The sequence below is a fragment of the Promicromonospora sp. NPDC060204 genome (assembly GCF_042728455.1).
Lineage (GTDB): Bacteria > Actinomycetota > Actinomycetes > Actinomycetales > Cellulomonadaceae > Promicromonospora.
This window is the reverse complement of record NZ_JBHWZO010000070.1, coordinates 1-25,822: the sequence shown is the minus strand read 5'-3', so window position 1 is coordinate 25,822 and position 25,822 is coordinate 1. Positions and strand designations below refer to the sequence as shown.

The 25,822-nt window shown below is 71.8% G+C and carries 24 protein-coding genes; 13 read left to right on the top strand and 11 right to left on the bottom strand.

Going from position 1 to position 25,822, the window contains the following annotated elements; all coding sequences use genetic code 11:
* Positions 1-55: 55 nt before the first annotated feature.
* Positions 56-958 (bottom strand): SURF1 family protein, encoded by a 903-nt coding sequence (locus ACFWEJ_RS11455; RefSeq protein WP_377229327.1) that lies wholly within the window; start codon positions 956-958, stop codon positions 56-58.
* A 178-nt stretch (positions 959-1,136) separates the two neighbouring features.
* On the opposite strand from ACFWEJ_RS11455, the gene ACFWEJ_RS11450 reads away from it, so the two are divergent.
* The 3 genes from ACFWEJ_RS11450 to ACFWEJ_RS11440 are packed head-to-tail and all read left to right on the top strand — an operon-like array spanning position 1,137 to position 6,983.
* Positions 1,137-3,626: a phosphoketolase gene (locus tag ACFWEJ_RS11450; protein ID WP_377229326.1), complete on the top strand. Its 2,490-nt coding sequence runs from the start codon at positions 1,137-1,139 to the stop codon at positions 3,624-3,626.
* 34 nt (positions 3,627-3,660) lie between these two features.
* The gene (pta, locus tag ACFWEJ_RS11445; protein WP_377229325.1) at positions 3,661-5,766 is read left to right on the top strand and encodes a phosphate acetyltransferase; all 2,106 of its coding nucleotides are present in this window, start codon (positions 3,661-3,663) and stop codon (positions 5,764-5,766) included.
* Positions 5,763-6,983, top strand: a complete 1,221-nt coding sequence (locus ACFWEJ_RS11440; RefSeq protein WP_377229324.1) for an acetate/propionate family kinase — start codon at positions 5,763-5,765, stop codon at positions 6,981-6,983. Before pta ends, ACFWEJ_RS11440 begins: the two co-directional genes overlap by 4 nt.
* On the opposite strand, the gene ACFWEJ_RS11435 is transcribed toward ACFWEJ_RS11440, so the two are convergent.
* Positions 6,980-7,486, bottom strand: a complete 507-nt coding sequence (locus ACFWEJ_RS11435; RefSeq protein ID WP_377229323.1) for a MarR family winged helix-turn-helix transcriptional regulator — start codon at positions 7,484-7,486, stop codon at positions 6,980-6,982. The two genes, ACFWEJ_RS11440 and ACFWEJ_RS11435, sit on opposite strands and share 4 nt — an antisense overlap.
* A gap of 85 nt (positions 7,487-7,571) precedes the next feature.
* Between ACFWEJ_RS11435 and ACFWEJ_RS11430 the strand changes: the two genes are divergently transcribed.
* The 3 genes from ACFWEJ_RS11430 to ACFWEJ_RS11420 are packed head-to-tail and all read left to right on the top strand — an operon-like array spanning position 7,572 to position 9,774.
* Entirely contained in the window at positions 7,572-8,663 is a 1,092-nt protein-coding gene (locus ACFWEJ_RS11430; RefSeq protein ID WP_377229322.1) for an LLM class flavin-dependent oxidoreductase, read from the top strand.
* The gene (locus ACFWEJ_RS11425) at positions 8,663-9,328 is read left to right on the top strand and encodes an NADPH-dependent F420 reductase (protein WP_377229321.1); all 666 of its coding nucleotides are present in this window, start codon (positions 8,663-8,665) and stop codon (positions 9,326-9,328) included. Before ACFWEJ_RS11430 ends, ACFWEJ_RS11425 begins: the two co-directional genes overlap by 1 nt.
* On the top strand, positions 9,325-9,774 hold the full coding sequence (locus ACFWEJ_RS11420; RefSeq protein ID WP_377229320.1) for a GNAT family N-acetyltransferase: 450 nt from the start codon (positions 9,325-9,327) through the stop codon (positions 9,772-9,774). Before ACFWEJ_RS11425 ends, ACFWEJ_RS11420 begins: the two co-directional genes overlap by 4 nt.
* Before the next feature lie 38 nt (positions 9,775-9,812).
* On the opposite strand, the gene ACFWEJ_RS11415 is transcribed toward ACFWEJ_RS11420, so the two are convergent.
* The gene (locus ACFWEJ_RS11415) at positions 9,813-10,250 is read right to left on the bottom strand and encodes a hypothetical protein (RefSeq protein WP_377229319.1); all 438 of its coding nucleotides are present in this window, start codon (positions 10,248-10,250) and stop codon (positions 9,813-9,815) included.
* A 190-nt stretch (positions 10,251-10,440) separates the two neighbouring features.
* Here ACFWEJ_RS11415 and ACFWEJ_RS11410 point away from each other — a divergent pair, with 190 nt between their 5' ends.
* Entirely contained in the window at positions 10,441-11,352 is a 912-nt protein-coding gene (locus ACFWEJ_RS11410) for a DUF4031 domain-containing protein (RefSeq protein WP_377229318.1), read from the top strand.
* Between the two features lie 23 nt (positions 11,353-11,375).
* Complete coding sequence (locus tag ACFWEJ_RS11405) at positions 11,376-11,999, top strand: vancomycin high temperature exclusion protein (RefSeq protein ID WP_377229317.1); 624 nt, start codon at positions 11,376-11,378, stop codon at positions 11,997-11,999.
* A gap of 1 nt (position 12,000) precedes the next feature.
* On the opposite strand, the gene ACFWEJ_RS11400 is transcribed toward ACFWEJ_RS11405, so the two are convergent.
* From ACFWEJ_RS11400 to ACFWEJ_RS11385, 4 genes are all read right to left on the bottom strand, one after another.
* Positions 12,001-12,483 carry a hotdog fold domain-containing protein gene (locus tag ACFWEJ_RS11400; protein ID WP_357481418.1) on the bottom strand — a complete coding sequence of 161 codons (483 nt, stop codon included), beginning with the start codon at positions 12,481-12,483 and terminating at the stop codon, positions 12,001-12,003.
* An 86-nt stretch (positions 12,484-12,569) separates the two neighbouring features.
* Positions 12,570-14,204: a succinic semialdehyde dehydrogenase gene (locus tag ACFWEJ_RS11395; protein ID WP_377229316.1), complete on the bottom strand. Its 1,635-nt coding sequence runs from the start codon at positions 14,202-14,204 to the stop codon at positions 12,570-12,572.
* Positions 14,205-14,317: 113 nt separating this feature from the next.
* The gene (locus ACFWEJ_RS11390) at positions 14,318-14,797 is read right to left on the bottom strand and encodes a GNAT family acetyltransferase (protein WP_377229315.1); all 480 of its coding nucleotides are present in this window, start codon (positions 14,795-14,797) and stop codon (positions 14,318-14,320) included.
* Positions 14,794-15,918, bottom strand: coding sequence for a GuaB3 family IMP dehydrogenase-related protein (locus tag ACFWEJ_RS11385; RefSeq protein ID WP_285101083.1), 1,125 nt, complete (start codon positions 15,916-15,918; stop codon positions 14,794-14,796). The genes ACFWEJ_RS11390 and ACFWEJ_RS11385 overlap by 4 nt, the downstream gene beginning before the upstream one ends.
* A gap of 139 nt (positions 15,919-16,057) precedes the next feature.
* On the opposite strand from ACFWEJ_RS11385, the gene ACFWEJ_RS11380 reads away from it, so the two are divergent.
* On the top strand, positions 16,058-16,780 hold the full coding sequence (locus tag ACFWEJ_RS11380) for an exonuclease domain-containing protein (RefSeq protein ID WP_377229314.1): 723 nt from the start codon (positions 16,058-16,060) through the stop codon (positions 16,778-16,780).
* 58 nt (positions 16,781-16,838) lie between these two features.
* On the opposite strand, the gene ACFWEJ_RS11375 is transcribed toward ACFWEJ_RS11380, so the two are convergent.
* Entirely contained in the window at positions 16,839-17,477 is a 639-nt protein-coding gene (locus ACFWEJ_RS11375; protein WP_377229313.1) for a Rid family hydrolase, read from the bottom strand.
* A 351-nt stretch (positions 17,478-17,828) separates the two neighbouring features.
* Between ACFWEJ_RS11375 and ACFWEJ_RS11370 the strand changes: the two genes are divergently transcribed.
* Positions 17,829-19,442 carry an FAD-dependent oxidoreductase gene (locus ACFWEJ_RS11370; protein ID WP_377229312.1) on the top strand — a complete coding sequence of 538 codons (1,614 nt, stop codon included), beginning with the start codon at positions 17,829-17,831 and terminating at the stop codon, positions 19,440-19,442.
* 98 nt (positions 19,443-19,540) lie between these two features.
* Here the strand turns inward: ACFWEJ_RS11370 and guaB are convergent, their stop codons facing one another.
* A complete protein-coding gene (gene guaB, locus ACFWEJ_RS11365) occupies positions 19,541-21,055 on the bottom strand; it encodes an IMP dehydrogenase (protein ID WP_377229311.1) in 1,515 nt (504 codons plus the stop codon).
* A gap of 67 nt (positions 21,056-21,122) precedes the next feature.
* A complete protein-coding gene (locus ACFWEJ_RS11360) occupies positions 21,123-22,382 on the bottom strand; it encodes a MerR family transcriptional regulator (RefSeq protein ID WP_377229310.1) in 1,260 nt (419 codons plus the stop codon).
* Between the two features lie 191 nt (positions 22,383-22,573).
* Between ACFWEJ_RS11360 and ACFWEJ_RS11355 the strand changes: the two genes are divergently transcribed.
* Positions 22,574-22,861 (top strand): WhiB family transcriptional regulator, encoded by a 288-nt coding sequence (locus tag ACFWEJ_RS11355; protein WP_020016179.1) that lies wholly within the window; start codon positions 22,574-22,576, stop codon positions 22,859-22,861.
* A gap of 208 nt (positions 22,862-23,069) precedes the next feature.
* Here ACFWEJ_RS11355 and groES read toward each other — a convergent pair whose 3' ends face one another.
* Positions 23,070-23,366 carry a co-chaperone GroES gene (groES, locus tag ACFWEJ_RS11350; protein WP_020016178.1) on the bottom strand — a complete coding sequence of 99 codons (297 nt, stop codon included), beginning with the start codon at positions 23,364-23,366 and terminating at the stop codon, positions 23,070-23,072.
* A 335-nt stretch (positions 23,367-23,701) separates the two neighbouring features.
* On the opposite strand from groES, the gene ACFWEJ_RS11345 reads away from it, so the two are divergent.
* Positions 23,702-24,970, top strand: coding sequence for an SAM-dependent methyltransferase (locus ACFWEJ_RS11345; RefSeq protein WP_377229309.1), 1,269 nt, complete (start codon positions 23,702-23,704; stop codon positions 24,968-24,970).
* A gap of 44 nt (positions 24,971-25,014) precedes the next feature.
* Positions 25,015-25,822 (top strand): YbdK family carboxylate-amine ligase (locus ACFWEJ_RS11340; protein WP_377229308.1); only part of this gene is annotated, 808 nt, incomplete at its 3' end.

The window sequence follows — 25,822 nt, the reverse complement described above, 5'->3', positions numbered from 1 at the left end:
CTCAGGAGTCTGAGAGCGAAGAAACCCGGGCCTCAAAGGTGACGGAGGGAAGGCCTCACGCCGCCGGCAGCCCCGCGATGCCCGTGTCGGCGTCGGTCGGCGCGCCGCCGCGGCGTCCGCCGGCCATCTCGTCGCGCACGAGGCGCACCCAGAGCAGCACGGCGAAGCCGCCGAACAGCCACCACTGCAGCGCGTAGAAGATGTTCTGCAGGTTGGCGCCCGAGCCGCCGTCGATCGTGGGGCGCGGCAGGGCGGCGACCCCGCCCTCCTCGGGCGACCCCGGGCCCGACGTCAGCACGGCGTACCCGGTGTAGATGGGCCCGCCCCACTCGTTGACCAGGGCGCTCAGCGCGATCTGCTCGGTCTGCCCGTCCGTCACGGCGGCGCTGCCCGACGTCGACTCGCCCGCCTGGAGCCAGCCCGTCACCGTGACCTCGCCCTCGGGCAGGGCCAGCGCCGCGGCGTCGGCGGGCGCGGCCACCCAGCCCTGGACGAGCGCGAGGACCGGCGCGCCGGACAGGTCGGCCCAGGACGCGCCGTCGGTCCCGTCGTCGGACACGCGGAAGGGGGTCAGGACGAGGTAGCCGACCCGCCCCTCCAGCACCCGGCCCGGGACGAGCAGCGTGCCGGCCGGCTCGTACTCGCCGGTCACGCGGACCTCGCGGCCGACGAGCTCGCCGGGAAAGCTCTCCTGCGGCGTCAGCAGGTCGCCCAGCCAGGCCGGGCCCGCGGCGGCGGCCTCGGCGGCCTCCTGCTGCGCGGCCAGCTCCGCCCGCTCGTAGGCGCGGTCGAGCTGCCAGGCGCCCAGCCGGCCGCACACGAACGCCGCCAGCACGAACACGAGCAGCAGCCCGATCATCCGGGGCTGCCTGGCCACCTGGAGAAAGGTACGGCGCTCGGTGACGGGTTCGACGTCGATCACCTTCGACGGGGATGTGCTGGGGGCACTGACGGGCATAACCTCAACGGTAGCCGCCGTCGGCGGGTCAGCGGCACAGGTCACCGGGGCGTTCTGTCGGACGCGTCACAGATCACGGGGCCGGGCGGTCGTCTCGCGTGTACGGCGGTTGTGCGTTCGAATGAACGGGCAGCAGACCGGCACCGATCCACACGTAACCCCAGCAGGAGCGTGAGCGATGACGACGACCACAGTCCCCGACTCCCCCGCCACCGGATGGCGCACCTCCGGTGTCGCCGAGCTGGCCCCCGCCGACCTGGAGCGCATCGACGCCTGGTGGCGGGCCGCCAACTTCCTCTCGGTGGGCCAGATCTACCTCCTGGACAACCCGCTCCTGCGCGAGCCCCTGACCGCGGACCACGTGAAGCCGCGTCTGCTGGGCCACTGGGGCACCACGCCGGGGCTGAACTTCCTGTACGCGCACCTGAACCGCGCCATCAAGGAGCGCGAGCAGCAGACGGTCTACGTCACGGGCCCCGGGCACGGCGGCCCGGGGCTGGTCGCCTCCGCGTACCTGGACGGCACCTACTCCGAGGTCTACAGCGACATCACCGAGGACTCGGAAGGGGTCCGGCGCCTGTTCCGGCAGTTCTCCTTCCCGGGCGGCATCCCGAGCCACGTCGCGCCGGAGACGCCGGGATCGATCCACGAGGGCGGCGAGCTCGGGTACGCCCTGAGCCACGCCTACGGCGCGGTCTTCGACAACCCCGACCTGCTGGTCGCGGCAGTGGTGGGCGACGGCGAGGCCGAGACCGGCCCGCTGGCCACCTCCTGGCACTCGAACAAGTTCGTCAACCCGGCCCAGGACGGCGTCGTCCTACCCATCCTGCACCTCAACGGCTACAAGATCGCCAACCCGACCGTCCTGGCGCGCATCTCGCACCAGGAGCTGAACGACCTCATGGTCGGCTACGGCCACCGGCCGTACTTCTTCGACGGCGGGTACGACGAGAACGAGTCGCCGCTGGACACGCACCGCCGGTTCGCGGCGCTGCTCGACGAGGTGCTCGACGAGATCGCGGCGATCAAGGCCCGGGCAGCGCAGGGCGACCTCAGCCGGCCGATGTGGCCCATGATCGTGTTCCGCACGCCCAAGGGCTGGAGCGGTCCGGCGGAGATCGACGGCAAGAAGACCACGGGGTCGTGGCGCGCGCACCAGGTGCCGCTCGCGAACGCCCGCGACACCGACGCGCACCTCAAGGTCCTGGAGACCTGGCTGCGGTCCTACCGCCCGGAGGAGCTGTTCGACGCCGACGGCCGCGTGCTGCCCGAGATCACCGCGCTCGCCCCGGAGGGCGCGCTGCGGATGAGCGCCAACCCGCACGCCAACGGCGGGCTGCTGCTCAAGGACCTGCGCCTGCCCGACTTCCGCGACTACGCGGTGGACGTCCCGGTGCCCGGCGGGTCGACGTCGGAGGCGCCGCGCGTGCTGGGTCAGTGGCTCACCGACGTGATCCGGCTCAACCCCGACAACTTCCGCATCTTCGGGCCGGACGAGACGGCGTCGAACCGCCTGCAGGCCGTCTACGAGGTGACGGACAAGCAGTGGAACGCCGAGTACATCGGCCCCGAGGTGGACGAGCACATGGCCCGCGCCGGCCGGGTCATGGAGATGCTGAGCGAGCACCAGGTGCAGGGCTGGCTGGAGGGTTACCTCCTGACCGGCCGGCACGGGCTGCTGACCAGCTACGAGGCGTTCATCCACATCGTCGACTCGATGTTCAACCAGCACGCCAAGTGGCTCAAGGTCACCAACCACATCGCGTGGCGGCGGCCCATCGCGTCCCTGAACTACCTGCTGTCCAGCCACGTCTGGCGGCAGGACCACAACGGGTTCAGCCACCAGGACCCCGGGTTCATCGACCACGTGGTGAACAAGAAGGCCGAGATCGTGCGGGTCTACCTCCCGCCGGACGCCAACACCCTGCTGTCCACCTACGACCACTGCCTGCGCAGCCGCCAGTACGTCAACGTGGTGGTGTCGGGCAAGCAGCCGGCGCCGAACTTCCTGGACATGCCCACCGCGATCGAGCACTGCACGCGCGGCCTCGGCATCTGGGAGTGGGCGGGTACGGAGGTGGCGGGCGAGCAGCCCGACGTCGTCCTCGGCTGCGCGGGCGACGTGCCCACGCTTGAGGTGCTCGCCGCGGCCGACATCCTGCGCCAGGAGCTGCCCGACCTCAAGGTGCGTGTGGTCAACGTCGTGGACCTCATGCGGCTGCAGGACGCCAAGGAGCACCCGCACGGCCTCACCGACTCCGAGTTCGACGGCCTGTTCACGGCCGGCCGGCCCGTCGTCTTCGCCTACCACGGCTACCCGTGGCTCATCCACCGCCTCACCTACCGGCGCACGGGCCACGTGAACTGGCACGTGCGCGGGTACAAGGAGGAGGGCACGACGACGACGCCGTTCGACATGGTCATGCTGAACGACCTGGACCGGTACCACCTTGTGATCGATGTCATCGACCGGGTGCCGCAGCTCGGCAGCGCCCAGGCCGGACTGCGCCAGCGGATGCAGGACGCGCGGCTTCGTGCGCGTGCATGGACCCGCGAGCACGGCGACGACCTGCCCGAGGTGCGCGACTGGGTGTGGCCCGACGCCCAGGACCAGTCCGACGCCGGTCAGGTTGACGCTACGCTCGGCACCGGTGGAGACAACGAGTAGCAGCAAATCCCACGAAGTGAACACGGAGCGACACGTGACCGGCGCAACCCGCAGCATCGTCATCGCCAGCCCGGAGGGCGAGAGCGGAAAGTCGACGGTCGCGCTCGGCGTCCTCGACCTGCTGGTCCGCAAGGGCCAGCGGGTCGGCGTCTTCCGGCCCGTCTCGCGCGCGAGCGAGACCGAGGACTCCGCCGGCGAGCGCGACCACGTGCTGGAGCTCCTCCTGGAGCACGACGGCGTCGACATCGGGTACGACGACGCCGTCGGCGTCACCTACGCCGACCTGCACACCGACCCCGAGGACGCGCTCAGCCGCATCGTGGCGCGGTTCCACGAGCTGGCCGCGCGCTGCGACTCGGTGGTGATCCTCGGCACCGACTACACCGACGTCGCCGGGCCCACCGAGCTCTCGTTCAACGCGCGCATCGCCGCGAACCTCGGCGCTCCGGTGCTGCTGGTCGTGTCGGGCCGCGAGCGCACCCCCGAGGGCATCCGGGCGCTGGCCGACGTGAGCCTCGCCGAGCTGGCCGCGCACCATGCGCAGGCGATCGGCCTGGTGGTCAACCGGGCGGACACGCACAGCGCGCGGGAGGTGCGGAGCGTGCTGGCCGAGGCGCAGCCCGACCTGCCCGTGTGGACCATCCCCGAGGAGCCGTTCCTCCAGGCCCCGACCGTGGGCCAGCTCCTGGAGGCCGTGGACGGCACGCTCGTGCTGGGCGACCCCGAGCTGCTGGGCCGCGAGGCGCTGGACGTCCAGGTGGGGGCCATGAGCTTCGAGCACCTGCTGGAGCGGCTGACCGACGGCGGCGTCGTGATCACGCCGGGCGACCGCACCGACCTGCTCATCGGCCTGCTCGCGACGCACATGACGCCGTCGTTCCCCTCGCTGGCCGGGATCATCCTGAACGGCGGGTTCTACCCGCAGGGCCGGCCGGCGCAGCTCCTGGAGGCCATGCGCCCCAAGCTGCCGATCATCACCACCGAGCTCGGCACCTACCGCACGGCCCGCGCGGCCGCGACGACCCGCGGGCGCGTGGACAAGAACTCGGTGCGCAAGGTCGAGACGGCCCGCGCCCTGTTCGAGCGGAACGTCGACTCCGCCGCGCTCGCCGCACGCCTCGACCTGCCGCGGCCGCAGGTGGTCACGCCCCTGATGTTCGAGTACCAGCTCATCGAGCGGGCGCGCGCCGACCGGCGGCACATCGTGCTCCCCGAGGGCGGCGACGACCGGATCCTGCGTGCCGCCTCCACGGTGCTGGCCCGGCAGATCGCGGACCTGACGATCCTGGGCGCCGAGGAGCCGATCCGCGCCCGCGCCGCCGAGCTGGGCCTGGACATCGAGGCCGCGCGCGTCCTGTCACCGCACGACCCCGAGCACGTCGAGAAGTTCGCCGCCGAGTACGCGCGGCTGCGCGCCCACAAGGGCATGACGGTCGAGCGGGCGCGCGAGATCGTCACCGACGTCTCCTACTTCGGCACGATGATGGTGCACCTGGGCCTCGCCGACGGCATGGTCTCGGGCGCGGCCCACTCGACGGCGCACACCATCCGGCCGTCGTTCGAGATCATCAAGACCAGGCCCGGCACGTCGTCGGTGTCCTCCGTCTTCCTCATGTGCCTGGAGGACCGGGTGCTCGTGTACGGCGACTGCGCCGTCATCCCCGACCCGACGTCGGAGGAGCTCGCCGACATCGCCGTCTCCTCGGCCGCGACCGCCCGCCAGTTCGGCGTGGAGCCGCGCATCGCGATGCTGTCCTACTCCACGGGCGAGTCCGGCACGGGCGCCGACGTCGACAAGGTGCGCACCGCGACCGGCCTCGTCCGGGAGCGCACGCCCGAGCTCGACGTCGAGGGCCCCATCCAGTACGACGCCGCCGTGGACGCCTCGGTCGCGGCGTCCAAGCTCCCCGGGTCCGACGTCGCCGGGCGCGCCACCGTGTTCGTCTTCCCCGACCTGAACACGGGCAACAACACGTACAAGGCGGTGCAGCGCTCGGCGGGCGCCGTCGCCGTCGGGCCGGTGCTCCAGGGCCTGAACAAGCCGGTCAACGACCTGTCGCGCGGGGCGCTGGTGCAGGACATCGTGAACACCGTGGCGATCACCGCCATCCAGGCGCAGGGCAAGGAGTCCGCAGCATGAGCACCGTCCTCGTCCTCAACTCAGGGTCCTCGTCGCTCAAGTACCAGCTCGTCGACCCCGACTCGGGCGAGGCGGTGGCGGGCGGCATCGTCGACCGGATCGGCCAGTCCTCGGGCACCGTCAAGCACGAGACGGGCGGCGAGAAGGTCGTGCGCGACCTCGACGTGCCCGACCACGGCGAGGCGCTGCGCGTCGTCAAGGGCATGTTCGACGAGGTGGGTCCCCAGCTGGCGGACGCCGACGTCATAGCGGTAGGGCACCGGGTGGTGCACGGCGGCGAGATCTTCTCCGCCCCCACCCTGGTGGACGACGACGTCGTGGCCGGCATTCGCGACCTCATCCCCCTCGCGCCGCTGCACAACCCCGCGAACGTGACCGGGATCGAGGTCGCGCGCGAGCTGTTGCACGTGCCGCACGTCGCGGTGTTCGACACCGCGTTCTTCGCGTCGCTGCCCGCCGCGGCGTCGACGTACGCGCTGGACCGCAAGGTCGCCGCCGAGCACGGGGTGCGCCGGTACGGCTTCCACGGCACGTCGCACCAGTTCGTGTCAGCGGCGGTCGCGGAGCACCCCGCCGTCGTCGCGAAGCTGGAAGCCGAGGGGCGTGGCCCCGAGACGCTGCGGCAGGTGGTGCTGCACCTGGGCAACGGCGCGTCGGCGTCGGCGATCCTGGGTGGGCGGCCCCTGGACACCTCGATGGGCCTGACGCCGCTGGAGGGGCTCGTCATGGGCACGCGCTCCGGCGACATCGACCCGGGCGTCGTCTTCCACCTCATGCGGGGCGGGCTGTCCGGCGGCGACGTCGACACCCTGCTCAACAAGAAGTCCGGCGTGCTCGGCCTGGCCGGCGTCAGCGACATGCGCGAGCTGCGCAAGCTTGTCGCCGCCGGCGACGCCGACGCACGCCTCGCCCGCGACGTCTACCTGCACCGGCTGCGCAAGTACGTGGGCGCGTACGCGGCGGTGCTCGGCGGGATCGACGTGCTGACGTTCACCGCGGGCGTGGGCGAGAACGACCACACGATCCGCTCGGGCGTGGTGCGGGACCTGAAGTTCCTGGGGCTCACGATCGACCCGGCCGCCAACGAGGCGGCGTCGGGCGAGGCGCGGGTCATCTCCGCCGGCGCGGGCGCGGAGGCGCCGCTGGTGATGGTGGTGCCGACCAACGAGGAGCTGGCGATCGCGCGGCAGGCGGCTGCGCTGGTCGCGGCGGGTTAGGGCGCGGCCGGGCCGGCCGTCGGCGTCTTCGACGCCGGGGCCTTCACCTCGGGAATGATCGGGGGCAGGCCGAGGTGCGCGCGCAGCGCCGCGGTGGCCTCGCCCAGGACGTCGAGCTGCTCGTCGGTGAACGCGTCGACGAAGGTCTCCTTGATCGCCTGCAGGTGCGGGACGGTGCTCGCGCGGAACGCGCGCGCCCCCTCCTCGGTGAGCACGACCTGCGACCCGCGGGCGTCCTCGGCGCACGGCTCGCGCCGCACGAGCCCGCGCTTCTCCATCCGGCCCAGATGGCCGGAGAGCCGGCTGCGCTCCCACTCGATGTGCGCGGCCAGGGCGGACGAGCGGAGCGTGTGGTCCGCCGCCTCGCTCAGCGCGAGCAGCACCCGGTAGTCGCCGTTGGAGAGCTCCGAGTCCTGGTGCAGACGCGCTTCGAGGCGGTTGCGGAGGATGTCGTAGGTCTCGATGTGGCCCCGCCAGATCGCGAGCTCACGTCGCGTAGGCATGCGGCGTTTCGACGTCGTCATCGACCCTCCTCGGTGAGTGATTGACATGTGAACTATATGGCGAGATGATTCACGTGTCAATCAAATGGGCACCCTGAAGGGGCTGGTCACGGTGGATGTCTCGCAGATCGAGTTCGGTATCGACAGCTTCGGCGACCTGCCGCGCAACGCGGACGGCGACCTCGTCTCGCACGCGGAGGCGATCCGGGCCGTCGTCGCCGAGGCGGTCCTGGCGGACCAGGTGGGCATCGACGTCATCGCGCTGGGCGAGCACCACCGCCCCGAGTACGCGATCTCGACGCCGGAGACGGTCCTCGCCGGCATCGCGACGGCGACGAAGCGCATCAAGCTCGCGTCGGGCGTGACGGTGCTGTCGTCGGACGACCCGGTCCGGGTCTTCCAGCGCTTCGCGACCGTCGACGCGCTCTCGAACGGGCGCGCCGAGGTGATCCTCGGCCGCGGCTCCTTCACCGAGTCGTTCCCGCTGTTCGGGTACGACCTGAAGGACTACGACACGCTGTTCGAGGAGAAGATCGACCTCTTCAGCCACCTCCTCGACGAGAAGCCGGTCACCTGGGAGGGGACGATGCGCGCCTCGCTGCACGAGGCCGACGTCTTCCCGAAGACGGAATCCGGGCGGCTGAAGACCTGGGTCGGCGTGGGCGGGACGCCGCAGTCGGTGCTGCGCACCGCCTACTACGGGTTCGGGCTCATGCTCGCGATCATCGGCGGGCCGCCCGACCGGTTCGCGCAGTACGTGGAGCTCTACCGCCGGGCGCACGAGAAGCTGGGCACCACGCCTGGGCCCGTGGGCATGCACTCGCCGGGCTTCGTCGCCGCCACGGACGAGGAGGCGAAGGAGCTGTTCTACCCCGGCTACCGGGAGATCCGCGACCGGATCGGTGCGCTGCGCGGCTGGCCGCCCCTGCGCCGGGACGAGTTCGAGGCCGACGTCGAGCAGGGCTCGCTGTACGTCGGGTCGGTCGACACGGTGGCGCGCAAGATGGCGCGGGCGATCCGAGTCCTCGACGTCGGCCGGTTCGACATGATCTACTCCTCGGCCGGCGCGGTGTCGGCCGACGCGCGGCTGCGCTCGGTCGAGCTGTACGGCACCCAGGTCATCCCGCGGGTGCGCGAGCTGCTCGCCGAGCAGCCCAGCGCGGTCGGGGCTTTGTGATGGCTCCAGCCGGTACGACGATCGGGATCCTCGGTGCCGGCAAGGTCGGCACCGTCCTGGCGCGACTGGCCGTCGCCGCCGGCTACCGCGTGCTGATCTCGGGGTCGGGCGACCCGGAGAAGATCGAGCTGACCATCGAGGTCCTGACCCCTGGCGCGACGGCGGTGTGGCCCGCCGAGGCCGCGTCCGCCGACGTCGTCGTGCTCGCGCTGCCGCTCGGCAAGCACGACGGGCTGCCGGTCGCGGAGCTGACCGGCCGGCTCGTCGTCGACGCGATGAACCACTGGTGGGAGATCGACGGTCCGCGCGAGGGGATCCTCCCGGGGGACCTCTCATCGAGCGAGTTCGTGGCGCGGCTCCTGCCGGGCGCGCGGGTCGTGAAGGCCTTCAACCACATGGGCTACCACGACCTGGAGGACGGCTCCCGCCCCGCGGGCGCCGTCGGCCGGAAGGCCATCGCCCTGACCGGCGACTCCCCCGACGACCTCTCGGTTGTTGCCGACGTGATCGACGCTCTCGGGTTCGACCCGCTCGTGATCGGCGACCTCGCGGCGGGTGCCCGGCTCGAGCCCGGCACCCCGGCGTTCGGCGCGAACGTAGGCCTCGACGAACTGCGTACGCTGACCGGGACGCCCGCACCCACGACCGTTCTGGAGGTCTCATGAAGGACAGGACCGGCGAGTCCGTCACCGTCACGCTGAACACGGGTCGCCCGATCGGGGCTTACGCCGTGCACGTCGACGGCGGGGCCGCGGTGGGGCGGGCCGACTTCGTGGACCCGACGGCCGGTGACGTCGACCTGGGCGACGACGGCGGCGTCGACCACGACCGGATCTTCTTCCACACCGAGGTCGACGAGGCGTACGGCGGACGGGGCCTCGCGGGCATCCTGGTGCGCGAGGCCCTCGCCGACAGCATCCGCAGGAACATCGTGGTCGTGCCGGTGTGCCCGGTGTTCTCGGCGCACCTGGAGAAGCACGGCGACGAGTACCTGGCAGCCGGCGGGGCGTTCCGCCAGCCGACCAAGGACGATATCGCCCAGGTCACCCGGGCGGTGCGGGAGCACCGCGCGGCGTCGCGGCGGGCGGACCGGCCGAGCGCGCAGGGGTAGCGGCGTTCGCCGCGAGCGCCCTCGTCGGCGTCACCCGGCTACGGCTTCATCACCGACAGACCGCCGACCGGCAGCTTCTCGGCGAACCAGCGCTCGCGCGCCTGCGGGATGACGATGCCCAGCTCCTGGCCGTCGGCCGTGACGGCGTCCCAGATCGGGGTGCCCGGGTCGAGGAACCAGAGGTCGCTCGTGCCGCGCGGCCGGGGCTCCCGGCTGCGCAGCGTCAGCGTCACGGCCTCGCCGGCGGGCTTGACCCACACGAGCCGACCGGACTCGTCGACGCCGGCCTTCGCCTTGACCCACTTCTTCTTCCGGGCGAGCCCAGGGACACGGCCGGAGCGGGCCCAGACGACGATCTCCACGGTGCCCGATCCGGCGCGCTTGACCGCGCGGTGCCGGAAGCTCCACCGCGCCACAAGACCGCTGAGCACGATGCCGAGAAAGATGAAGAGTGGGCCACCTACTTCGTCAGGCACGATCGTTCCTTCACGTAGTTCGGGGGTAGCGCCGCGAGCCATCAGCGGCCTGGAGGACCCTAAGGCGTGAGCGAGGGCCACGACGACCAGATCGGCCGTCCGCCGGGTGTTCCTCCAGAAGTTCACCCGCGACACCCCTCCCGCCGCACCCGGCGACCGCCCGGCCCGCCAGGAGCGTTAGCCTCACCCCGTGACCCTCTTCATCGACCCGCCGGCCTGGCCCGCGCACGGGACGCTCTTCTCCCACCTGGTCTCGGACGGGTCGCTGCAGGAGCTGCGCCTCTTCGCCCGGGCGGCCGGCGTCCCCGACCGCGCGCTCGACCTCGACCACTACGACGTCCCCGCCGAGCGGTACGACGACCTGGTCGCGGCGGGCGCGGTGCCCGTCGACGGCGGGGACCTGGCCCGACGTCTGGCCGGCTCCGGCCTGCGCGTCTCCGGGGCCGAGCGGAACCGCTCGAAGCGGGCCGTGCTCCTGAGCCGGTGGGACGAGCTGTGGGCCGATCCGAGCCTGGCCCGCGACGCCGGCACCGACCTGGTCGACCGCTGGCGCGAGCCGCACCGGGTCTACCACACGACGTTCCACCTGGCCGCGGCCCTGGACGCGCTCGACGTCGTGGCGGCCGAGAGCGAGGTGTCCCAGCGCGACCACTGGCGCGCGCGGCTCGCCCTCTGGTTCCACGACGCGGTGCACGACGGCGTGGCCCAGCAGGACGAGGAGCGGTCCGCCGAGCTCGTGGCCGAGCTGCTCGGCCCGCTCGCCGGGGCCGGCGTCACCAGCGAGGACATCGACGAGACCGCACGCCTGGTCCTGGTCACCGTCGACCACGCCCCGGCCGACGACGACGCCATCGGCGGCCTGGTCAGCGACGCCGACCTCGCCGTGCTGGGCGGCAGCCCCGTCGTCTACACGCGCTACACCCACCAGGTGCGCGCCGAGTACTGCGACGTGCCCGACCCGATGTTCCGCGCCGGCCGGTCCGAGGTGCTCCGCACCCTCCTGTCGGGCGGCCCGCTCTTCCGCACCACCCCGGGCACCACCCGCTGGCAGACGGCGGCCGAGTCGAACCTGGCAGCCGAGCTGGCGATGTTGGCTGCGTGATCCGACACGGTACGGTTCCCGACGTGACTCCCCTCAAGGTCTCCGCGCTCGTCGCGGGCGTGCTCGCCGTCGCCTTCACCGTCCCCGTCGTTGCAGTTCAGGCCACCGGGAACGCCCGGGTCCGCGGCGACGCGAGCGAGATCGAGAAGGCCGACGCCGTCATCGTGCTCGGGGCGGGGCTCCGCAGCGACGGAACCCCGTCGACCTACCTGCGCCGCCGGGTCGAGGGCGGCGCCGAGCTGTACCGCGCGGGCGTCGCTCCCACGGTGATCCTGAGCGGCGACGCGCACGACAACGCAGACGGCACCCGGTATGACGAGCCCGCCTCGATGCGCGCCTGGCTCCTCGACAACGACCTCGGCGTGCCCGACGACGCGATCGTGCTGGACCGCGAGGGCTTCAACACCACGGCCACCTGCCGCCGCGCCCACGACCTGTACGGGGTGCGCACCGCCGTCGTCGTCACGCAGGACTACCACCTGCGCCGCACGCTCTACTCCTGCGTGGAGGCCGGGCTGGACGCCGTGGGTGTCGGCGTCAGCGCCGCGAGCGTCCAGCCGGCGCAGTGGGCCTGGTGGCACGTGCGCGAGCTGCCGGCGAGCTGGAAGGCCGCCGTCCGCTCCCTCGCGAGACGCCGCCCCCGCTGACTCACTTCTTCTTCGGGGTGACCCACAGGTGGATCGTGCCCTCGACCACCACGGTCCCGTCCGCGAGCACGCCACGCACGCGCACGGGCAGGTCCTTGTCGTCGCCGTCCCACTGCGCCTGGTCGGTCTCGGCCACGCAGGTCACGTCGCCGGTCGACTTGGCCAGGTAGGACACCTCCATGCCCTTGGGCAGCCACCGCTTGTCGTCGGGCACGGTGGCCTCGGCGAGGGAGCCCATGGCCATCTCCAGCCCGTTGCAGACCGCGATCGCGTGCACCGTGCCGATGTGGTTGCGGTTGCGCCACCGGTTGGGGACGACCACCTCGCCGTAGTTCGGCCGCATGTCGACCACGCGCGGGGCGATGGTGCCGAAGTACGGGGCCTTGAAGCTGTAGGCCACGCTGAAGATCCGCTTCCCGAGCAGACCGCCGATCACCGGCAGCGAGTTGGCGGACTTCCAGAAGGCGTGGAGCTGCGTCGTCATGCGGGTGAGCGTACTCGCCCCGGTGACGACCGTTCACTCCTTCGACGACCAGTTCGGTCGCCGCCCCCGGCGACAACCCAGATCGCTCAGGACATGCGCAGCTTGCGCATGACCCCCAGCGCCGTGGTGAGCACCCGGCTCGGGGTGTCCCCGCCCAGGCCGTAGAGGTTGTCGAGCGTGGCGCCGACCCGCGCGCCGCGCGACGTCACCACGGTCTGCTGCCGCGTCAGGCCGGCGATCGACGCCGCCCCGTGCCGCCCGCCGAGCCCGGAGGCCTTCCAGCCACCGAGCGGCGCGGAGACCGAGCCCCAGGTCATCGTGTAGCCGTCGTTGATCGCGACCGACCCGGTCTCGATCCGCGCGGCCACCCGGCGCGCCCGGCCGACGTCCTTGGACCAGACGGCGGCGTGCAGCCCGTACTCGGTGTCGTTGATGACGGTGACGGCGTCCTCGTCGCAGTCGACCCGCGTGATCGTGACGACCGGCCCGAACGTCTCCTCGCGGGACACCACGGCCTGCGCCGGCACGTCGTCGAGCACGGTCGGCGCGTAGAAGTACGGGCCGACGTCGGCGCGGTGCACCCCGCCGGCGAGCACCCGGGCGCCCCGGGCCAGCGCGTCGTCCACGTGCGCCGTCACCTTGTCGAGCTGCGCGGCCGAGGTGAGCGAGCCGATGTCGGCGGAGTAGTCGAGGGCCGGGCTGAGCCGCAGGTTCCGCACCGCGCGCACGAACTTGGCGACGAACTCGTCGGCGATCGCCTCGTGCACCACCAGACGTTCGACGGAGACGCACAGCTGGCCGGCGTTCGAGAAGCAGGCCCGAACGATGCCGGGCACGGCCGCGTCGACGTCGACGTCCTCCGCCACGTAGAGCGCGTTCTTGCCGCCCAGCTCCAGCGTGGCGCCGATGAGCCGCTCGCCGGCCCGCGCCGCGACCTTGCGCCCCGTGGCGGTGGACCCGGTGAACGCGACGTGGTCGACGTGCTCGACCAGCGCCTCACCCACGTCGGGGCCGCCGGCGACCACCTGGAACAGGCCCGCCGGCAGGCCGGCGTCGTCCAGGGCCTCGGCCGCCCACAGGGCGGTCAGCGTGGTCTGCGGGTCCGGCTTGAGCACGACGGCGTTGCCGGCCAGGAGCGCCGGGAGGGCCTCCGAGAGCGCGAGCACCAGCGGGAAGTTCCAGGGCGCGATGGCGCCGACGACGCCGACCGGCCGGCGGTGCACCTGCACGCCCGTGAGCAGCGGGATCATGCCCCCGGACCGGCGGGACGCGAGGTAGCGCTCGCCGCGCACGGCGTAGTGCCGCGCGACCTGCGCGATGTCCGCGATCTCCTCGAAGGCGGCGCGGCGCGACTTGCCGGTCTCGAGCTGGATCAGGTCGAGCGCCTCGGACTGTCTCTCCAGGACGATGCGGCCGAGCCGCTGGAGCACCCCGGCGCGGTCGCGCACCGACAGGCGCGCCCAGCCGCGCTGCGCGACCCGCGCACGGACGACGGAAGCGGCCACGTCGTCGGCGGAGGAGATCGGGAAGGTCACGAGCGGAGCACCCGTGAACGGGCACATCGAGCGGTGCGTGCCGGAAGCCTCGGACGTCGCGATCCGAGCCACGAGCGGCGCCATCACGCCGGGCTCGAGGACGAAGGTTCCCTGCGGGTGCTCAGGGTCGAGCACCCCGCCGACGGCACCACTCGCGGCTGCGTCGGCTGCTGTGTCGTCGATCATGGCGGCCACCCTACGCGCAAAACCCTGCACCACGTATTGATAGATGTGTGAAACTGACTTTCATAGCGGTTGTTCGCGACGGCCGCGATCTCGCCTCGGTCCGCGGCAGCGGATCAGCTCGGCTCGACCCAGCGGCCCAGCACGGAGCACTCCTGATCGGCGTAACCGAGCCGCTCGTAGAAGCTGAGCACGGCCGTGTTGGTGGTGCGCACCATGAGCTGGATCTTGCGCGCGCCGTGCGCCACCAGCCACGCCTCGGCGGCCACGACGGCCGACCGGCCCAGGCCCGTGCCCTGCAGGCCGGGCGCGACGGCCACGTAGTAGAGCCAGCCGCGGTGCCCGTCGTATCCGGCCATCGCGGACGCCGCCACCCGGCCGTCGACGCGCGCGACGAGGACCGTCGAGCCGGCACCCGCGCGGGCGTCGGCGATGTCCAGGTGCGGGTCGTTCCAGGGCCGGGTCAGCCCGCACTCCCGCCAGAGCTCCACCACCTGGTCGACGTCGGCGTCGGTGATCTCGACGAACTCACCGTCGGCCGCGGGCGCGGCCGCGAGGACCGGGGCGAGCGGCTCGCCGCTCCGCACGGCGCTCACCGGGGCTGGTACGGGGAGACGACGACCTCGACCCGCTGGAACTCCTTGAGGTCGGAGTAGCCGGTCGTGGCCATGGCCCGGCGCAGGGCGCCGACGAGGTTCAGGGTGCCGTCGGCCTGCTTGCCCGGCCCGAAGAGGATCTCCTCCAGCGTGCCGACCGTGCCCACCTCGACGCGCTCGCCGCGCGGGAGCTGCGGGTGGTGCGCCTCGGGGCCCCAGTGGAAGCCCTTCCCGGGCGCCTCGGCGGCCCGCGCGAGCGCGGCACCGAGCATGACGGCGTCCGCGCCGCAGGCCACGGCCTTGACGATGTCGCCGGAGTGGCCCACGCCGCCGTCGGCGATCACGTGGACGTACCGGCCGCCCGACTCGTCGAGGTAGTCGCGGCGGGCCGCGGCGACGTCGGCCACCGACGTGGCCATGGGCGCGTGGATGCCGAGGCTGACCCGCGTGGTGTGGGCGGCGCCGCCGCCGAAGCCGACGAGCACGCCCGCGGCGCCCGTGCGCATCAGGTGCAGCGCAGCGGTGTACGTCGAGGCCCCGCCGACGACGACGGGCACGTCGAGCTCGTAGATAAACCGCTTGAGGTTGAGCGGCTCGGCGTTGCCCGACACGTGCTCGGCCGAGACCGTGGTGCCGCGGATGACGAACAGGTCGACGCCGGCGTCGACCACCGTCTTGTAGAACTCCTGCGTGCGCTGCGGGGTGAGCGCGCCGGCGACCGTGACACCCGCGGACCGGATCTCCTTGAGGCGCTGCGTGATCAGCTCCGGCTTGATCGGCTCGGAGTAGATCGCCTGCATCCGGTGCGTCGCCTCGTCGGCCGGCAGCTCGGCGATCTCGGCCAGCAGCGGCTCCGGCGACTCGTACCGGGTCCACAGGCCCTCGAGGTCGAGCACGCCCAGACCGCCGAACCGGCCCAGCGCGACGGCGCTGTCCGGCGTCATCACGGAGTCCATCGGGGCCGCGACGATCGGCAGGTCGAAGTGGTACGCGTCGATCTGCCAGCCGACCGAGACGTCCTTCGGGTCGCGTGTGCGCCGGGACGGCACCACCGCGATGTCGTCGAAGGAGTAGGCGCGCCGCCCACGCTTTCCGCGTCCGATCTCGATCTCGTTGCTCACCCGCCAAGCCTACCCATCGCTGCTGACCCGGCGCGCAGTGTCTCGTGATGAGCGGGGTGGCACGAACCACAGTGTCAGTGACCGGTGGCAGGGTTCTCCCTGGACGCACCGGGAAACCCGGACGAGCAGGGAGGACACCATGAACGAGACCTGGATCCACAGGCCGCTGCTGGGCTTCGACACCGAGACCACAGGGGTGGACGTCACGGGCGACCGCATCGTCACGGCAGCCCTCGTGCTGCGCACCCCCGGAGCGGGCACGGAGGTCCGCACCTGGCTGATGGACCCGGGTGTGGAGATACCGGAGGAGGCCGCGGCCATCCACGGCATCTCCACCGAGCACGCGCGTGCCCACGGCGTCGCGCCCCTGGAGGCGCTGGAGGAGATAGCCGCCGAGCTCGCCACGCACCTGGCCGACGGCGTCCCCGTGGTCGCCTACAACGCGGCCTTCGACCTCTCGCTGCTCGACGCCGAGCTGCAGCGCCACGGGCTCAAGACCCTGCCCCAGCGCCTGGGCCGCGCGGTCGAGCCCGTCGTGGACCCGCTGGTCATCGACCGCTGGCTGGACCGCTACCGCCCCGGCAAGCGCCGCCTCGGCGACCTGACCCAGTGGTACGGCGTCACCTCCGACGGCGACCTGCACACCGCCGAGGTGGACGTGCTCGCCACGCTCGACGTGCTGGAGGCGCTGGCCCGCCGGTTCCCGCAGCTCGCCCGCATGCCCCTGGCCGACCTCCACCAGCAGCAGATCGGCGCGCACCGCCAGTGGGCGGTGAGCTTCAACGAGTGGCGCCGCGAGCAGGGCCTGACCGGACCCGACGCGTCCGGCGCCTGGCCGGTGCAGCACTCGACGATCGGCTGACCGGCACAGCAGGCGCAGCGGGCGGCCGCGCCCCGGCAGAACCGGGGCGCAGCCCCGGTCAGCGCGGGTACACCGCGTCGACCTCGACCTCGACGAGCCAGCCGTCGACCGGGAGGTTCTCGACCTCCAGCGCGAACCGCGACGGCCGGGCCTCGTTGACGACCATCGGTTCGGTCGTGGTCGACCCGAGCTGCACGTCGAGCACCTCGCCGCTGGCCAGGTTCGTGTTGGCGAAGAACTGGCGGTAGGCCCGGTTCCACCCGGCGAAGTCCATCTTCTCCGCGCCCGCCGGGTTCTGCAGGAACACGCGCATCGAGACGACGTCGTCGTAGGACAGCCCGGCCTTCTCCAGGTTCTCGCCGATCCGCATCAGGGCGTTGATGCCCTGTGCCTCCGTGAGGGTGACGCCGGCGGGCAGCTCACCGCCGGGGAAGACGTCGGTGGGGATGTACCTCTGTTCGGCGGTCACCCCGGGCGTCGTGTTGCGGGCGGCCGGGCCGAGGCCGGAGGACTTGTACCAGGAGACGTTCTTGCCGATGGCCACGCCGTCGGCGATGAGCGGGGTGTCCCCGGTGACGAACGAGTGGGCTCGCGTGGGATCAGGGCGGAAGACATGGGCGGCGGCGAAGGCGGTCCCGGGGACCGCGATCGCGGCGGTGAGAACGATCGCGGTGATCAGCGCGGCACGGTTCTTCATGGTGCTCCTCCATCTGGCCGGGTCGGGCGCAACGGCGGCGCCCGGTCGTGGTGGCCCGGCGGACGGCACCGGGTGGCGCGGACGCTAGCCACGGGGAGTTTCGGCGGGATGTCCGCTTCGGGTCGGATCGGGAACGCCTCCGGCCCGCTGGTCGAATCGTTCCTGCGGAAACGCTGACCAGCGGCGAGACCCGGAAACAACATGGTTACTAGGCGCAACTGCGCAGAAACGACGAGGACTCGCAGCGGTGACCTGCGCTCCCTAGCGTCCGGCACGGCGCTGACGGCGGCGCCTGGCTCCCCCACCAGAGCAAGCCGCCCGTCAGGCCTGTCAACACGAGGGGTAGGGACCATGGTCACCGAGAAGAGCACCTCCGGCGTCTCCCGCCGCAACTTCCTGCAGGCCGTCGGCGCGGGGTCCAGCGCCGGCGTCATGTTCGCGACGATGGGCGCGATGGGGCTGGCCCCCACCGCGGCCGCCCAGCCCAGGGCCGAGTCCTGGGAACCCCCGCGGGGCAGCGACTTCTCGCTGACCGGCCGCTCCGCCAAGAAGGTCGTCGTCGTCGGGGCCGGCCCGGCCGGCCTCGCGACTGCCTACGAGCTCCAGAAGGCCGGCTACCGGGTGACCGTGCTCGAGGCACGGCACCGGCCCGGCGGGCGCACCCTGACGATTCGCGGCGGGGACAGCGAGACCGACATCAACGGCGTGCGGCAGACCGCGCGGTTCCCCGACGGCATCTACATGAACGCGGGCGCGGGCCGCATCGCCCAGTGGATGGTCACCATGGACTACATCCGCGAGCTGGGCGTGCCGTACGAGGTGTTCACCAACGCGAACGCCGACGCCTACCTCTACAACGAGCGCTCCGGCGCGACGCCGGGCAACCCCGTGCGGTACCGCACGGCCAAGGCGGACGTCTTCGGCTACACCTCGGAGCTGCTGCACCACGCCACCGACCAGGGCGCCCTGGACCAGAAGCTGACCGCCGCGGACAAGGACAACCTGCGCACCTTCCTGCGGAGCTGGGGCTCGCTCAAGTCCGACGGCACCTACACCGGCGGGAGCAACCGCGGCTTCGACGTCTACCCGTCGGCCTGGAACGAGCACGGCACTCCCCTGCCGGGACCGGGCACGATGTCCGAGGTGCTGGCCTCGAAGGTGGGCCAGTACTTCCCGTTCGAGATCAACTGGGAACAGTCGATGCTCATGTTCCAGCCCAAGGGCGGCATGGACACGACCTACCAGTACCTGGTGCGGGCCATCGGCTCCCACAACGTGGAGTTCGAGTCGCCCGTCACCGGCGTCGAGAACACCGGCCGCGGGGTCAAGGTCACGTACACGCCCCGGAACGGGAGGGCGCGGCAGATCGAGGCGGACTTCGCCGTCGTCGCGGCGCCGGCGGGCCTCATGCGCCGGTGGGACACCAACTGGGGCACGGAGATCGACGCGGCGCTCGGCGAGTTCGCCGTCGGCTCCCCCGCGGGCAAGATCGGCCTGCAGTACAAGTCGCGGTTCTGGGAGGACGACCACCGGATCTTCGGCGGGATCACCGAGACCGACATGGACCTGGCCCACGTCTGGTACCCGTCGTACGGCTACGGCGAGCGCAAGGGGCTGGTGGTGGGCTACTACAACACCGGCACCAACGCCCGCACCTACGCCGACCTGACGCCGAAGCAGCGCGAGCTGCGCGCCGTCGAGCAGGGCGTGAAGATCCACGGCGAGAAGTACCGCAGCGAGCTGGAGAGCTCGTTCTCCATCGCCTGGCACAAGGTGCCGTACGTCGAGGGCGCCTGGGCCTACCCGAACACGTCCTCGGCGGGCTTCCGCCTGCTCCAGCAGGGGGCGGGCAACGTGTACTTCGCGGGCGACTGGATGTCAGAGGTGTCCGCGTGGCAGCACGGCGCCTTCTGGTCCGCCCGCTACGCGGTGCAGGCCCTGCACGCGCGCGTCATGTCGAGCTGACCTGCCCCGACAAGGTCAGCCCCCACAACGTGTCAGACCCACAGGCCACCCGAGGGACCTGTGGGTCTGACACGTCGTGCGGGTCGGACAGGTGCGGGTCAGAACCCGCTGTAGTTCGGCGCCTCGACCGTCATCTGCACGTCGTGCGGATGGCTCTCCTTGAGCGACGCCGACGTGATGCGGACGAACCGGCCCTCGGCCTGCAGCTCCGGGACGGTGCGCGCACCGGTGTAGAACATCGTCTGGTGCAGACCGCCGATGAGCTGGTGCGCCACGGTGGCCAGCGGCCCCTTGTACGCGACCTGGCCCTCGATGCCCTCGGGCACGATCTTGTCGTCGCTGGTGACCTCGGCCTGGAAGTACCGGTCCTTGGAGTAGGACTTCTTGCCGCGCGAGGACATGGCGCCCATCGAGCCCATGCCGCGGTAGGTCTTGAACTGCTTGCCGTTGACGAGCACCAGGTCGCCCGGGGTCTCCTCGCAGCCCGCGAACAGCGAGCCCAGCATCACGGACTCGGCGCCGGCCACGATGGCCTTGCCGATCTCGCCGGAGTGCTTGAGGCCGCCGTCGGCGATGACGGGCACGCCCGCCGGCTTGCAGGCGAGCGACGCCTCGTAGACGGCGGTGATCTGCGGCACGCCCACGCCGGTCACGACGCGGGTGGTGCAGATGGAGCCCGGTCCCACGCCCACCTTCACGGCGTCGGCCCCGGCGTCGACGAACGCCTGCGCGCCCTGGCGCGTGGCGACGTTCCCGCCGATCACCTGGACGTCCTTGGTGGCCGGGTCGGTCTTGAGCCGCTTGACCATGTCGATCAGCATCCGCACGTTGCCGTGCGCGGTGTCGGCCACGAGCACGTCCACGCCGGCGTCGATCAGGGCGGTGGCCCGCTGCCACGCGTCACCGAAGTAGCCGATCGCGGCGCCGACCATGAGGCGGCCCTGGCCGTCCTTGGACGAGTTCGGGAACTGCTCGGACTTCACGAAGTCCTTGACGGTGATGAGCCCCGTGATGCGGCCGTCGGGGTCGATCAGCGGCAGGCGCTCCAGCTTGTGCTTGCGCAGCAGCAGCGTGGCGTCGTCCCGCGAGATGCCGGCCGGGCCGGTGATCAGCGGCTGCGGCGTCATCACCTCGTCCACCTTGGTGGTGGCCCACTCGGCGACGGGCGTGAAGCGCAGGTCGCGGTTGGTGACCATGCCGATGAGCTTGTTCTCGGCGTCGACCACCGGGAAGCCGGAGATCCGGAACTGGCCCGCGAGGGTGTCGAGCTCCTCGAGCGTGGCGTCCGGGCCGATCGTGACGGGGTTGGTGATGATGCCGGTCTGCGTCCGCTTCACGAGGTCCACCTGGGTGGCCTGGTCCTCGATGGAGAGGTTGCGGTGCAGCACGCCGAGGCCACCCTGACGCGCCATGGCGATCGCCATGGCCGACTCGGTGACCGTGTCCATCGCCGCTGAGATCAGCGGGATCTTGAGCGAGATCTCGCGCGTGAGGCGAGACGTCGTGTCGATGTCCGACGGCGCCAGGTCGGAGTAACCCGGCAGCAGCAGGACGTCGTCATAGGTGAGCCCGAGGAAACCGAACGGGTCGCCCGGCGAGGTCTGGTCCGTCATGGAGCAAGTCTACGGCCGCCGCGACCGCAGATCTCGGCCGGGCCGTGGTACCGGCCCGAGGCGTGCGTCACCTCGCCTTGATGACGGCGAGCACCTCGTGCAGCAGCCCTGTGAACGAGCGCACCCGCTGCACCGTGGGCCCGAACGGCAGCTCCGTCGCCGCCGCGTCGGCCCGCAGACCCACGAAGATCGGCAGCTCCGGGTAGCTCTCGTTCACCGCGTGCACGACGTCGAGGTCCGGCTTGTTCTGCGTCGTCGCCAGCACCACCGCCGTCGGGCGGACCATGGTGACCAGCTCGACCGAGCGGTGCGTGCTCGCGGGTCCCGTGACGATGCGCGCCATCGAACCCTGGGCGGCCAGCGCGGCGGCGAGCGCGTGCGCCGAGAGTGGCACCACCTCGTCGGGGGCGGCGAACACCAGCACGATCTTGCGCATCCGGCTCGGGTGGTTGGCCGGCGGGCCGCCCGCCTCGACCATGACCCGCTCGAACTCCTCGATGTAGTTGCGCAGCGCGCGCAGCGCGGCCGTCGCAAGCACGACCTCGGGCATCTCGCCGGGGCCGGCCAGGACCGTCCGCTCCGACAGCCGGAGCCAGGCGGGCTCGACGAGCTCGGTCCACCAGGTGGCCGGGTCGCCGTCCGGGCCGAGCACGAGGAGGTTGTCGCAGGCGGTCCGGCTGTACGCCAGGGCGGCGTCGACCAGGGCGGACACCCGGCCCGACGTCGGCGCCGGGGAAGCGGCGGACCGCGGCCCGCCGGCCGGTGCCGGGGCTCCGCCGCCGGTCGCGCCACCGGGCAGGGCCCGCAGCCGCGCACGGCCGCGAGGCTCCTCGGACCGCTCGCCGCCGGATGCCGGGGCAGGGTCGTCAGCCTCGTCGTCGGAGGTGGCCCGAGGCTCGTCCGCCTCCTCGACGACCTCGTCGTCCGGGTCGCCCGGGGCCTCGACGGTGCCGACGAACTGCTCCGCGAAGTCGTGCTCGTCGACGTCCGCCCCGCCCTCGACCTGGACCGCCGGCAGCGCCGGGGCGGTGCGGGTGGCGACCTCGAGCTCGGCGTCCCCCGCCTCGACGGCGGCACGCGCGGCGTCCACCGGCGCCACGCCCTCCAGGGTCAGTCGGCGCATCACCAGGAGCCGGGCGACGTCGTCCGGCGTGTAGCGACGATGCGATCCGGCGGTGCGGCCCGAGGGTCCGAGGCCGTATCTGCGGTCCCACGTGCGGAGGGTCGCAGGAGCGACCCCGAGGCGGCGGGCAACGGCGGCGACAGCCAGTCCGGGGCTGGATGTACGTGACCCGCCCGAGTTCTGGGCGGGTCGCGAAGAAGTCATGGACTCGATTCTGCCGACCCGGCCCTCTCCGCGCCACTGCGAAACCCGGCGTGCCGCCGATCTCGGTGGATTTCGGTTCACAATCATACAAATCCGGTCAGTGTCGACCTGCTTCTCGCTGGCCCGATTCGAACCCGATGGCGCGAAATTGCCTCTTGAACAACTTCTGCACAACTTGTAAGTTGTTCGCCATGACGGAGATCTCGAGGCTTCCCGGTCCGGTGATGGAACTGTGGGAATGGCAGTACCAGGGCGCGTGCCGCGACGCGGACGACACCCTCTTCTTCCACCCCGAGGGTGAGCGCGGATCGACCCGCCGCAGGCGCGCCGAGGCCGCCAAGGCGATCTGCCGCTCCTGCCCCGTGATGATGCAGTGCCGCGAGCAGTCGCTCCGCGTGCGCGAGCCGTACGGCGTGTGGGGCGGGCTCAGCGAGGACGAGCGGTCGGCGATCCTCGCCGGCAAGTCCGTCTCCGCCTGACCCAGGGTGCACAACTTCTGACGCTCGAGGCGTGACGCGTTTCTGCCGCACGCCCGCTTCTGATGCAACACCCGCTTGCGACGCACGCCGCTGTGAACGCACGCCTGCTTCGATGCCGAAGCAGCACCAGCCACGACGGTCTCCGGACAGGACGAAGGCCCCGCACCGATCCGGTGCGGGGCCTTCGTCTGTCTGGCGCGGGCTGGAATCAGCCCACGACCACCGCGAGGACGTCGCGGGTCGAGAGCACCAGGTACTCCTCACCCGCGTACTTGACCTCGGTGCCGCCGTACTTGGAGTAGATCACCTTGTCACCGACGGCGACGTCCAGCGGCACACGGTTGCCGTTGTCGTCGATACGGCCCTGGCCCACGGCCAGAACCTCGCCCTCCTGGGGCTTCTCCTTGGCGGTGTCCGGGATGACCAGGCCGGAAGCGGTCGTGGTCTCGGCTTCGAGAGCCTTGACGACGATCCGGTCCTCGAGCGGCTTGATGGGGACCGACACGTCGGACCTCCCTCTTTCGTGAGCGGATCGAGTGATCAGCTGCGTGGTTGACTTCAGGGGCTCGAACGTTCGACGGTCCGCCGTCGTCGCGGGTGCCGGCGGGCACGAACGTCTGGGTCCTCCGCCGAGGGTCCCGACTACCGGGATCCGCGGCGATGAACAACCCCAAATCTAGGTCGGCGCTAGCACTCGGTCAAGGCGAGTGCCAATCGCGTGGAGCACCTCACACGCCCGGCGCACGACGCGCCGTCCGCACTTCGAGATCTGGCCATCTCCACGAAAAGGTTGCGTGCAGCCACTCGTCATGACCTGGACAAACGTGGAAAGATCTTCCCATGGATGCGGCGATTCTGAGCAAACTCCTCAGCCCTGACGGCTGGGCCCTGCTTGCGGCTCTTCCGCCGTACGACGAGCGTGACGCGATGAAGACCGTGACCACCCTGCGCGCCCAGGGCGTCGCGGCGGACCTCGCGGCCGCCGTGGTCACCCAGTCCCGGCTGCGCGCCCGGGCACGGACCAAGTTCGGTGACTTCGCCGACGGGATGCTGTTCACCGCGGACGGTCTGGAGCAGGCCACGCGGCTCGTCGTCGCGGCGCTGCACGCCCGACGGTACCTCGACGCGGGCGTGACCACCCTCGCCGACCTCACCTGCGGCATCGGCGCCGACTCCCTCGCCTTCGCCGGCACGGGCCTGCGCGTCGTCGCCACCGACCTCGACGAGTGCACCGCCGCGATCGCGCAGTGGAACCTGCGCCACTTCCCCGAGGCGGAGGTGCGGCACGCCGACGGCCTGGCGCTCGACCTGCGCGCCGAGGGGATCGACGCCGTCTACGCCGACCCCGCCCGGCGCGTGCGCGGCGGGCGGGGCGGCCGGAACAGCCGCATCTTCGACCCGCGCGCCTACGAGCCCCCGCTCGACTCCGTCTGGGCGCTGCGGGAGTCGGTGCCGGCCGTCGGCATCAAGGTGGGTCCGGGCATCGCGCACGAGGGGCTGCCCGACGACGCCGAGACCCAGTGGGTCTCGGTCAACGGCGACGTGGTCGAGGCCGGGCTCTGGTTCGGCTCGCTCGCGCCCGACGGTCCCGGCCGCTCGGCGCTCGTGCTGCGTTCGTTCACCGACGACGACGGCAAGGAGCACACCCTCAGCCGCACCCTGCGCGGCGACGGCACGGAGCCGGACGTCGGCGCCGTCGGACAGTATCTCTACGAGCCCGACGGCGCGGTCATCCGGGCCGGGCTCGTGGGCGAGGCGGCCGCCGAGCTGGGCGGACGCCTCGTCGACCCGACCATCGCGTACGTCACCACCGACGACCCCGCCGCGCTGCCGTCGGCCCGGCCCGCCGTGGCCGCCGGGGCGCAGGCCCCGATCGCGACCGGATACCGGGTGCTCGACACCATGCCGTTCGGCCTGAAGCGGCTCAAGTCCTATCTCCGCGACCGGAACGTCGGACGCATCACGATCAAGAAGCGGGGCACCGCGGTGGTCCCCGAACAACTTCGCAAGCAGCTCGTACTCACCGGAACCGAGGAGGCGACGATCGTGCTCACCCGTGTGGCAGGCAACCAACAGGTACTCCTCGTCGAACCGCTGGGAGCCGTATGAGCTCGCCGGTACGGCTCGGCTTCGGCGATTCCCCACGATCGACCGTGGGCCTCGAGTGGGAGATCGGGCTCGTCGAGCCCGGCAGTGCCGACCTGTGCCAGGCGGGCCCGGAGGTGCTCGAGGCTCTCGGGCGCGACGGCGGCAACCAGCGGCAGGGCCCCGAGGGCTACACCGCGCACGTCACCGGCGAGTTCATGAAGAACACGATCGAGCTGGTCTCCGGGGTCGGCCGGACCGTGGCCGACGCCGGGGCGGACCTCAGCCGCACGCTCGACCGCGTGCGGACGGTCACGGACCCGATGGGCCTGGAGCTCATGGGCGGCGGCACGCACCCGTTCGCGAAGGGGACCGACCAGGAGATCGGCGAGAAGGAGCGCTACGCCCGCATCCGCGAGCGCACGGGCGTGTGGGGTGCGCAGCTCATCATCTGGGGGCTGCACGTCCACGTCGGGATCGAGCACCGGGACAAGGCGCTGCCGCTGATGCGCGGGATGCTCAAGTACTTTCCGCACCTGCAGGCGCTGTCCGCCGGGTCGCCGTACTGGGCCGGCGAGCACTCGGGGTACGCCTCGAACCGGTCGCTGCTGTTCCAGCAGATCCCGAGCTCGGGCCTGCCGGTCGCGTTCAGGACCTGGCAGGAGCTCGAGGCGTACGCGGGCGACATGCTGCACATCGGCGCCGTCGAGGCGTTCAACGAGGTGCACTGGGACATCCGCCCGTCGCCGACGTTCGGCACGCTGGAGGTCCGGGTGTGCGACGGCCCGACCAACCTCACGGAGGCCCTCACGCTGGCCGCGCTGGTGCACTGCCTGGTGGAGCACCTGTCCACGCAGCTCGACCAGGGCCGGGCCC

Bases quoted from the DNA above. Each gene is read 5' to 3' on its own strand.
- ACFWEJ_RS11425 (WP_377229321.1), top strand. From the start codon at position 8,663: ATGGCTCCAGCCGGTACGACGATCGGGATCCTCGGTGCCGGCAAGGTC.
- ACFWEJ_RS11400 (WP_357481418.1), bottom strand. From the start codon at position 12,483: ATGACGACGCAGCTCCACGCCTTCTGGAAGTCCGCCAACTCGCTGCCG.
- ACFWEJ_RS11440 (WP_377229324.1), top strand. From the start codon at position 5,763: ATGAGCACCGTCCTCGTCCTCAACTCAGGGTCCTCGTCGCTCAAGTAC.
- ACFWEJ_RS11450 (WP_377229326.1), top strand. From the start codon at position 1,137: ATGACGACGACCACAGTCCCCGACTCCCCCGCCACCGGATGGCGCACC.
- ACFWEJ_RS11430 (WP_377229322.1), top strand. From the start codon at position 7,572: ATGGGCACCCTGAAGGGGCTGGTCACGGTGGATGTCTCGCAGATCGAG.
- ACFWEJ_RS11375 (WP_377229313.1), bottom strand. From the start codon at position 17,477: ATGAAGAACCGTGCCGCGCTGATCACCGCGATCGTTCTCACCGCCGCG.
- ACFWEJ_RS11360 (WP_377229310.1), bottom strand. From the start codon at position 22,382: ATGACTTCTTCGCGACCCGCCCAGAACTCGGGCGGGTCACGTACATCC.
- guaB (WP_377229311.1), bottom strand. From the start codon at position 21,055: ATGACGGACCAGACCTCGCCGGGCGACCCGTTCGGTTTCCTCGGGCTC.
- ACFWEJ_RS11370 (WP_377229312.1), top strand. From the start codon at position 17,829: ATGGTCACCGAGAAGAGCACCTCCGGCGTCTCCCGCCGCAACTTCCTG.
- ACFWEJ_RS11345 (WP_377229309.1), top strand. From the start codon at position 23,702: ATGGATGCGGCGATTCTGAGCAAACTCCTCAGCCCTGACGGCTGGGCC.
- ACFWEJ_RS11420 (WP_377229320.1), top strand. From the start codon at position 9,325: ATGAAGGACAGGACCGGCGAGTCCGTCACCGTCACGCTGAACACGGGT.
- ACFWEJ_RS11380 (WP_377229314.1), top strand. From the start codon at position 16,058: ATGAACGAGACCTGGATCCACAGGCCGCTGCTGGGCTTCGACACCGAG.
- ACFWEJ_RS11435 (WP_377229323.1), bottom strand. From the start codon at position 7,486: ATGCCTACGCGACGTGAGCTCGCGATCTGGCGGGGCCACATCGAGACC.
- ACFWEJ_RS11395 (WP_377229316.1), bottom strand. From the start codon at position 14,204: ATGATCGACGACACAGCAGCCGACGCAGCCGCGAGTGGTGCCGTCGGC.
- ACFWEJ_RS11455 (WP_377229327.1), bottom strand. From the start codon at position 958: ATGCCCGTCAGTGCCCCCAGCACATCCCCGTCGAAGGTGATCGACGTC.
- ACFWEJ_RS11355 (WP_020016179.1), top strand. From the start codon at position 22,574: ATGACGGAGATCTCGAGGCTTCCCGGTCCGGTGATGGAACTGTGGGAA.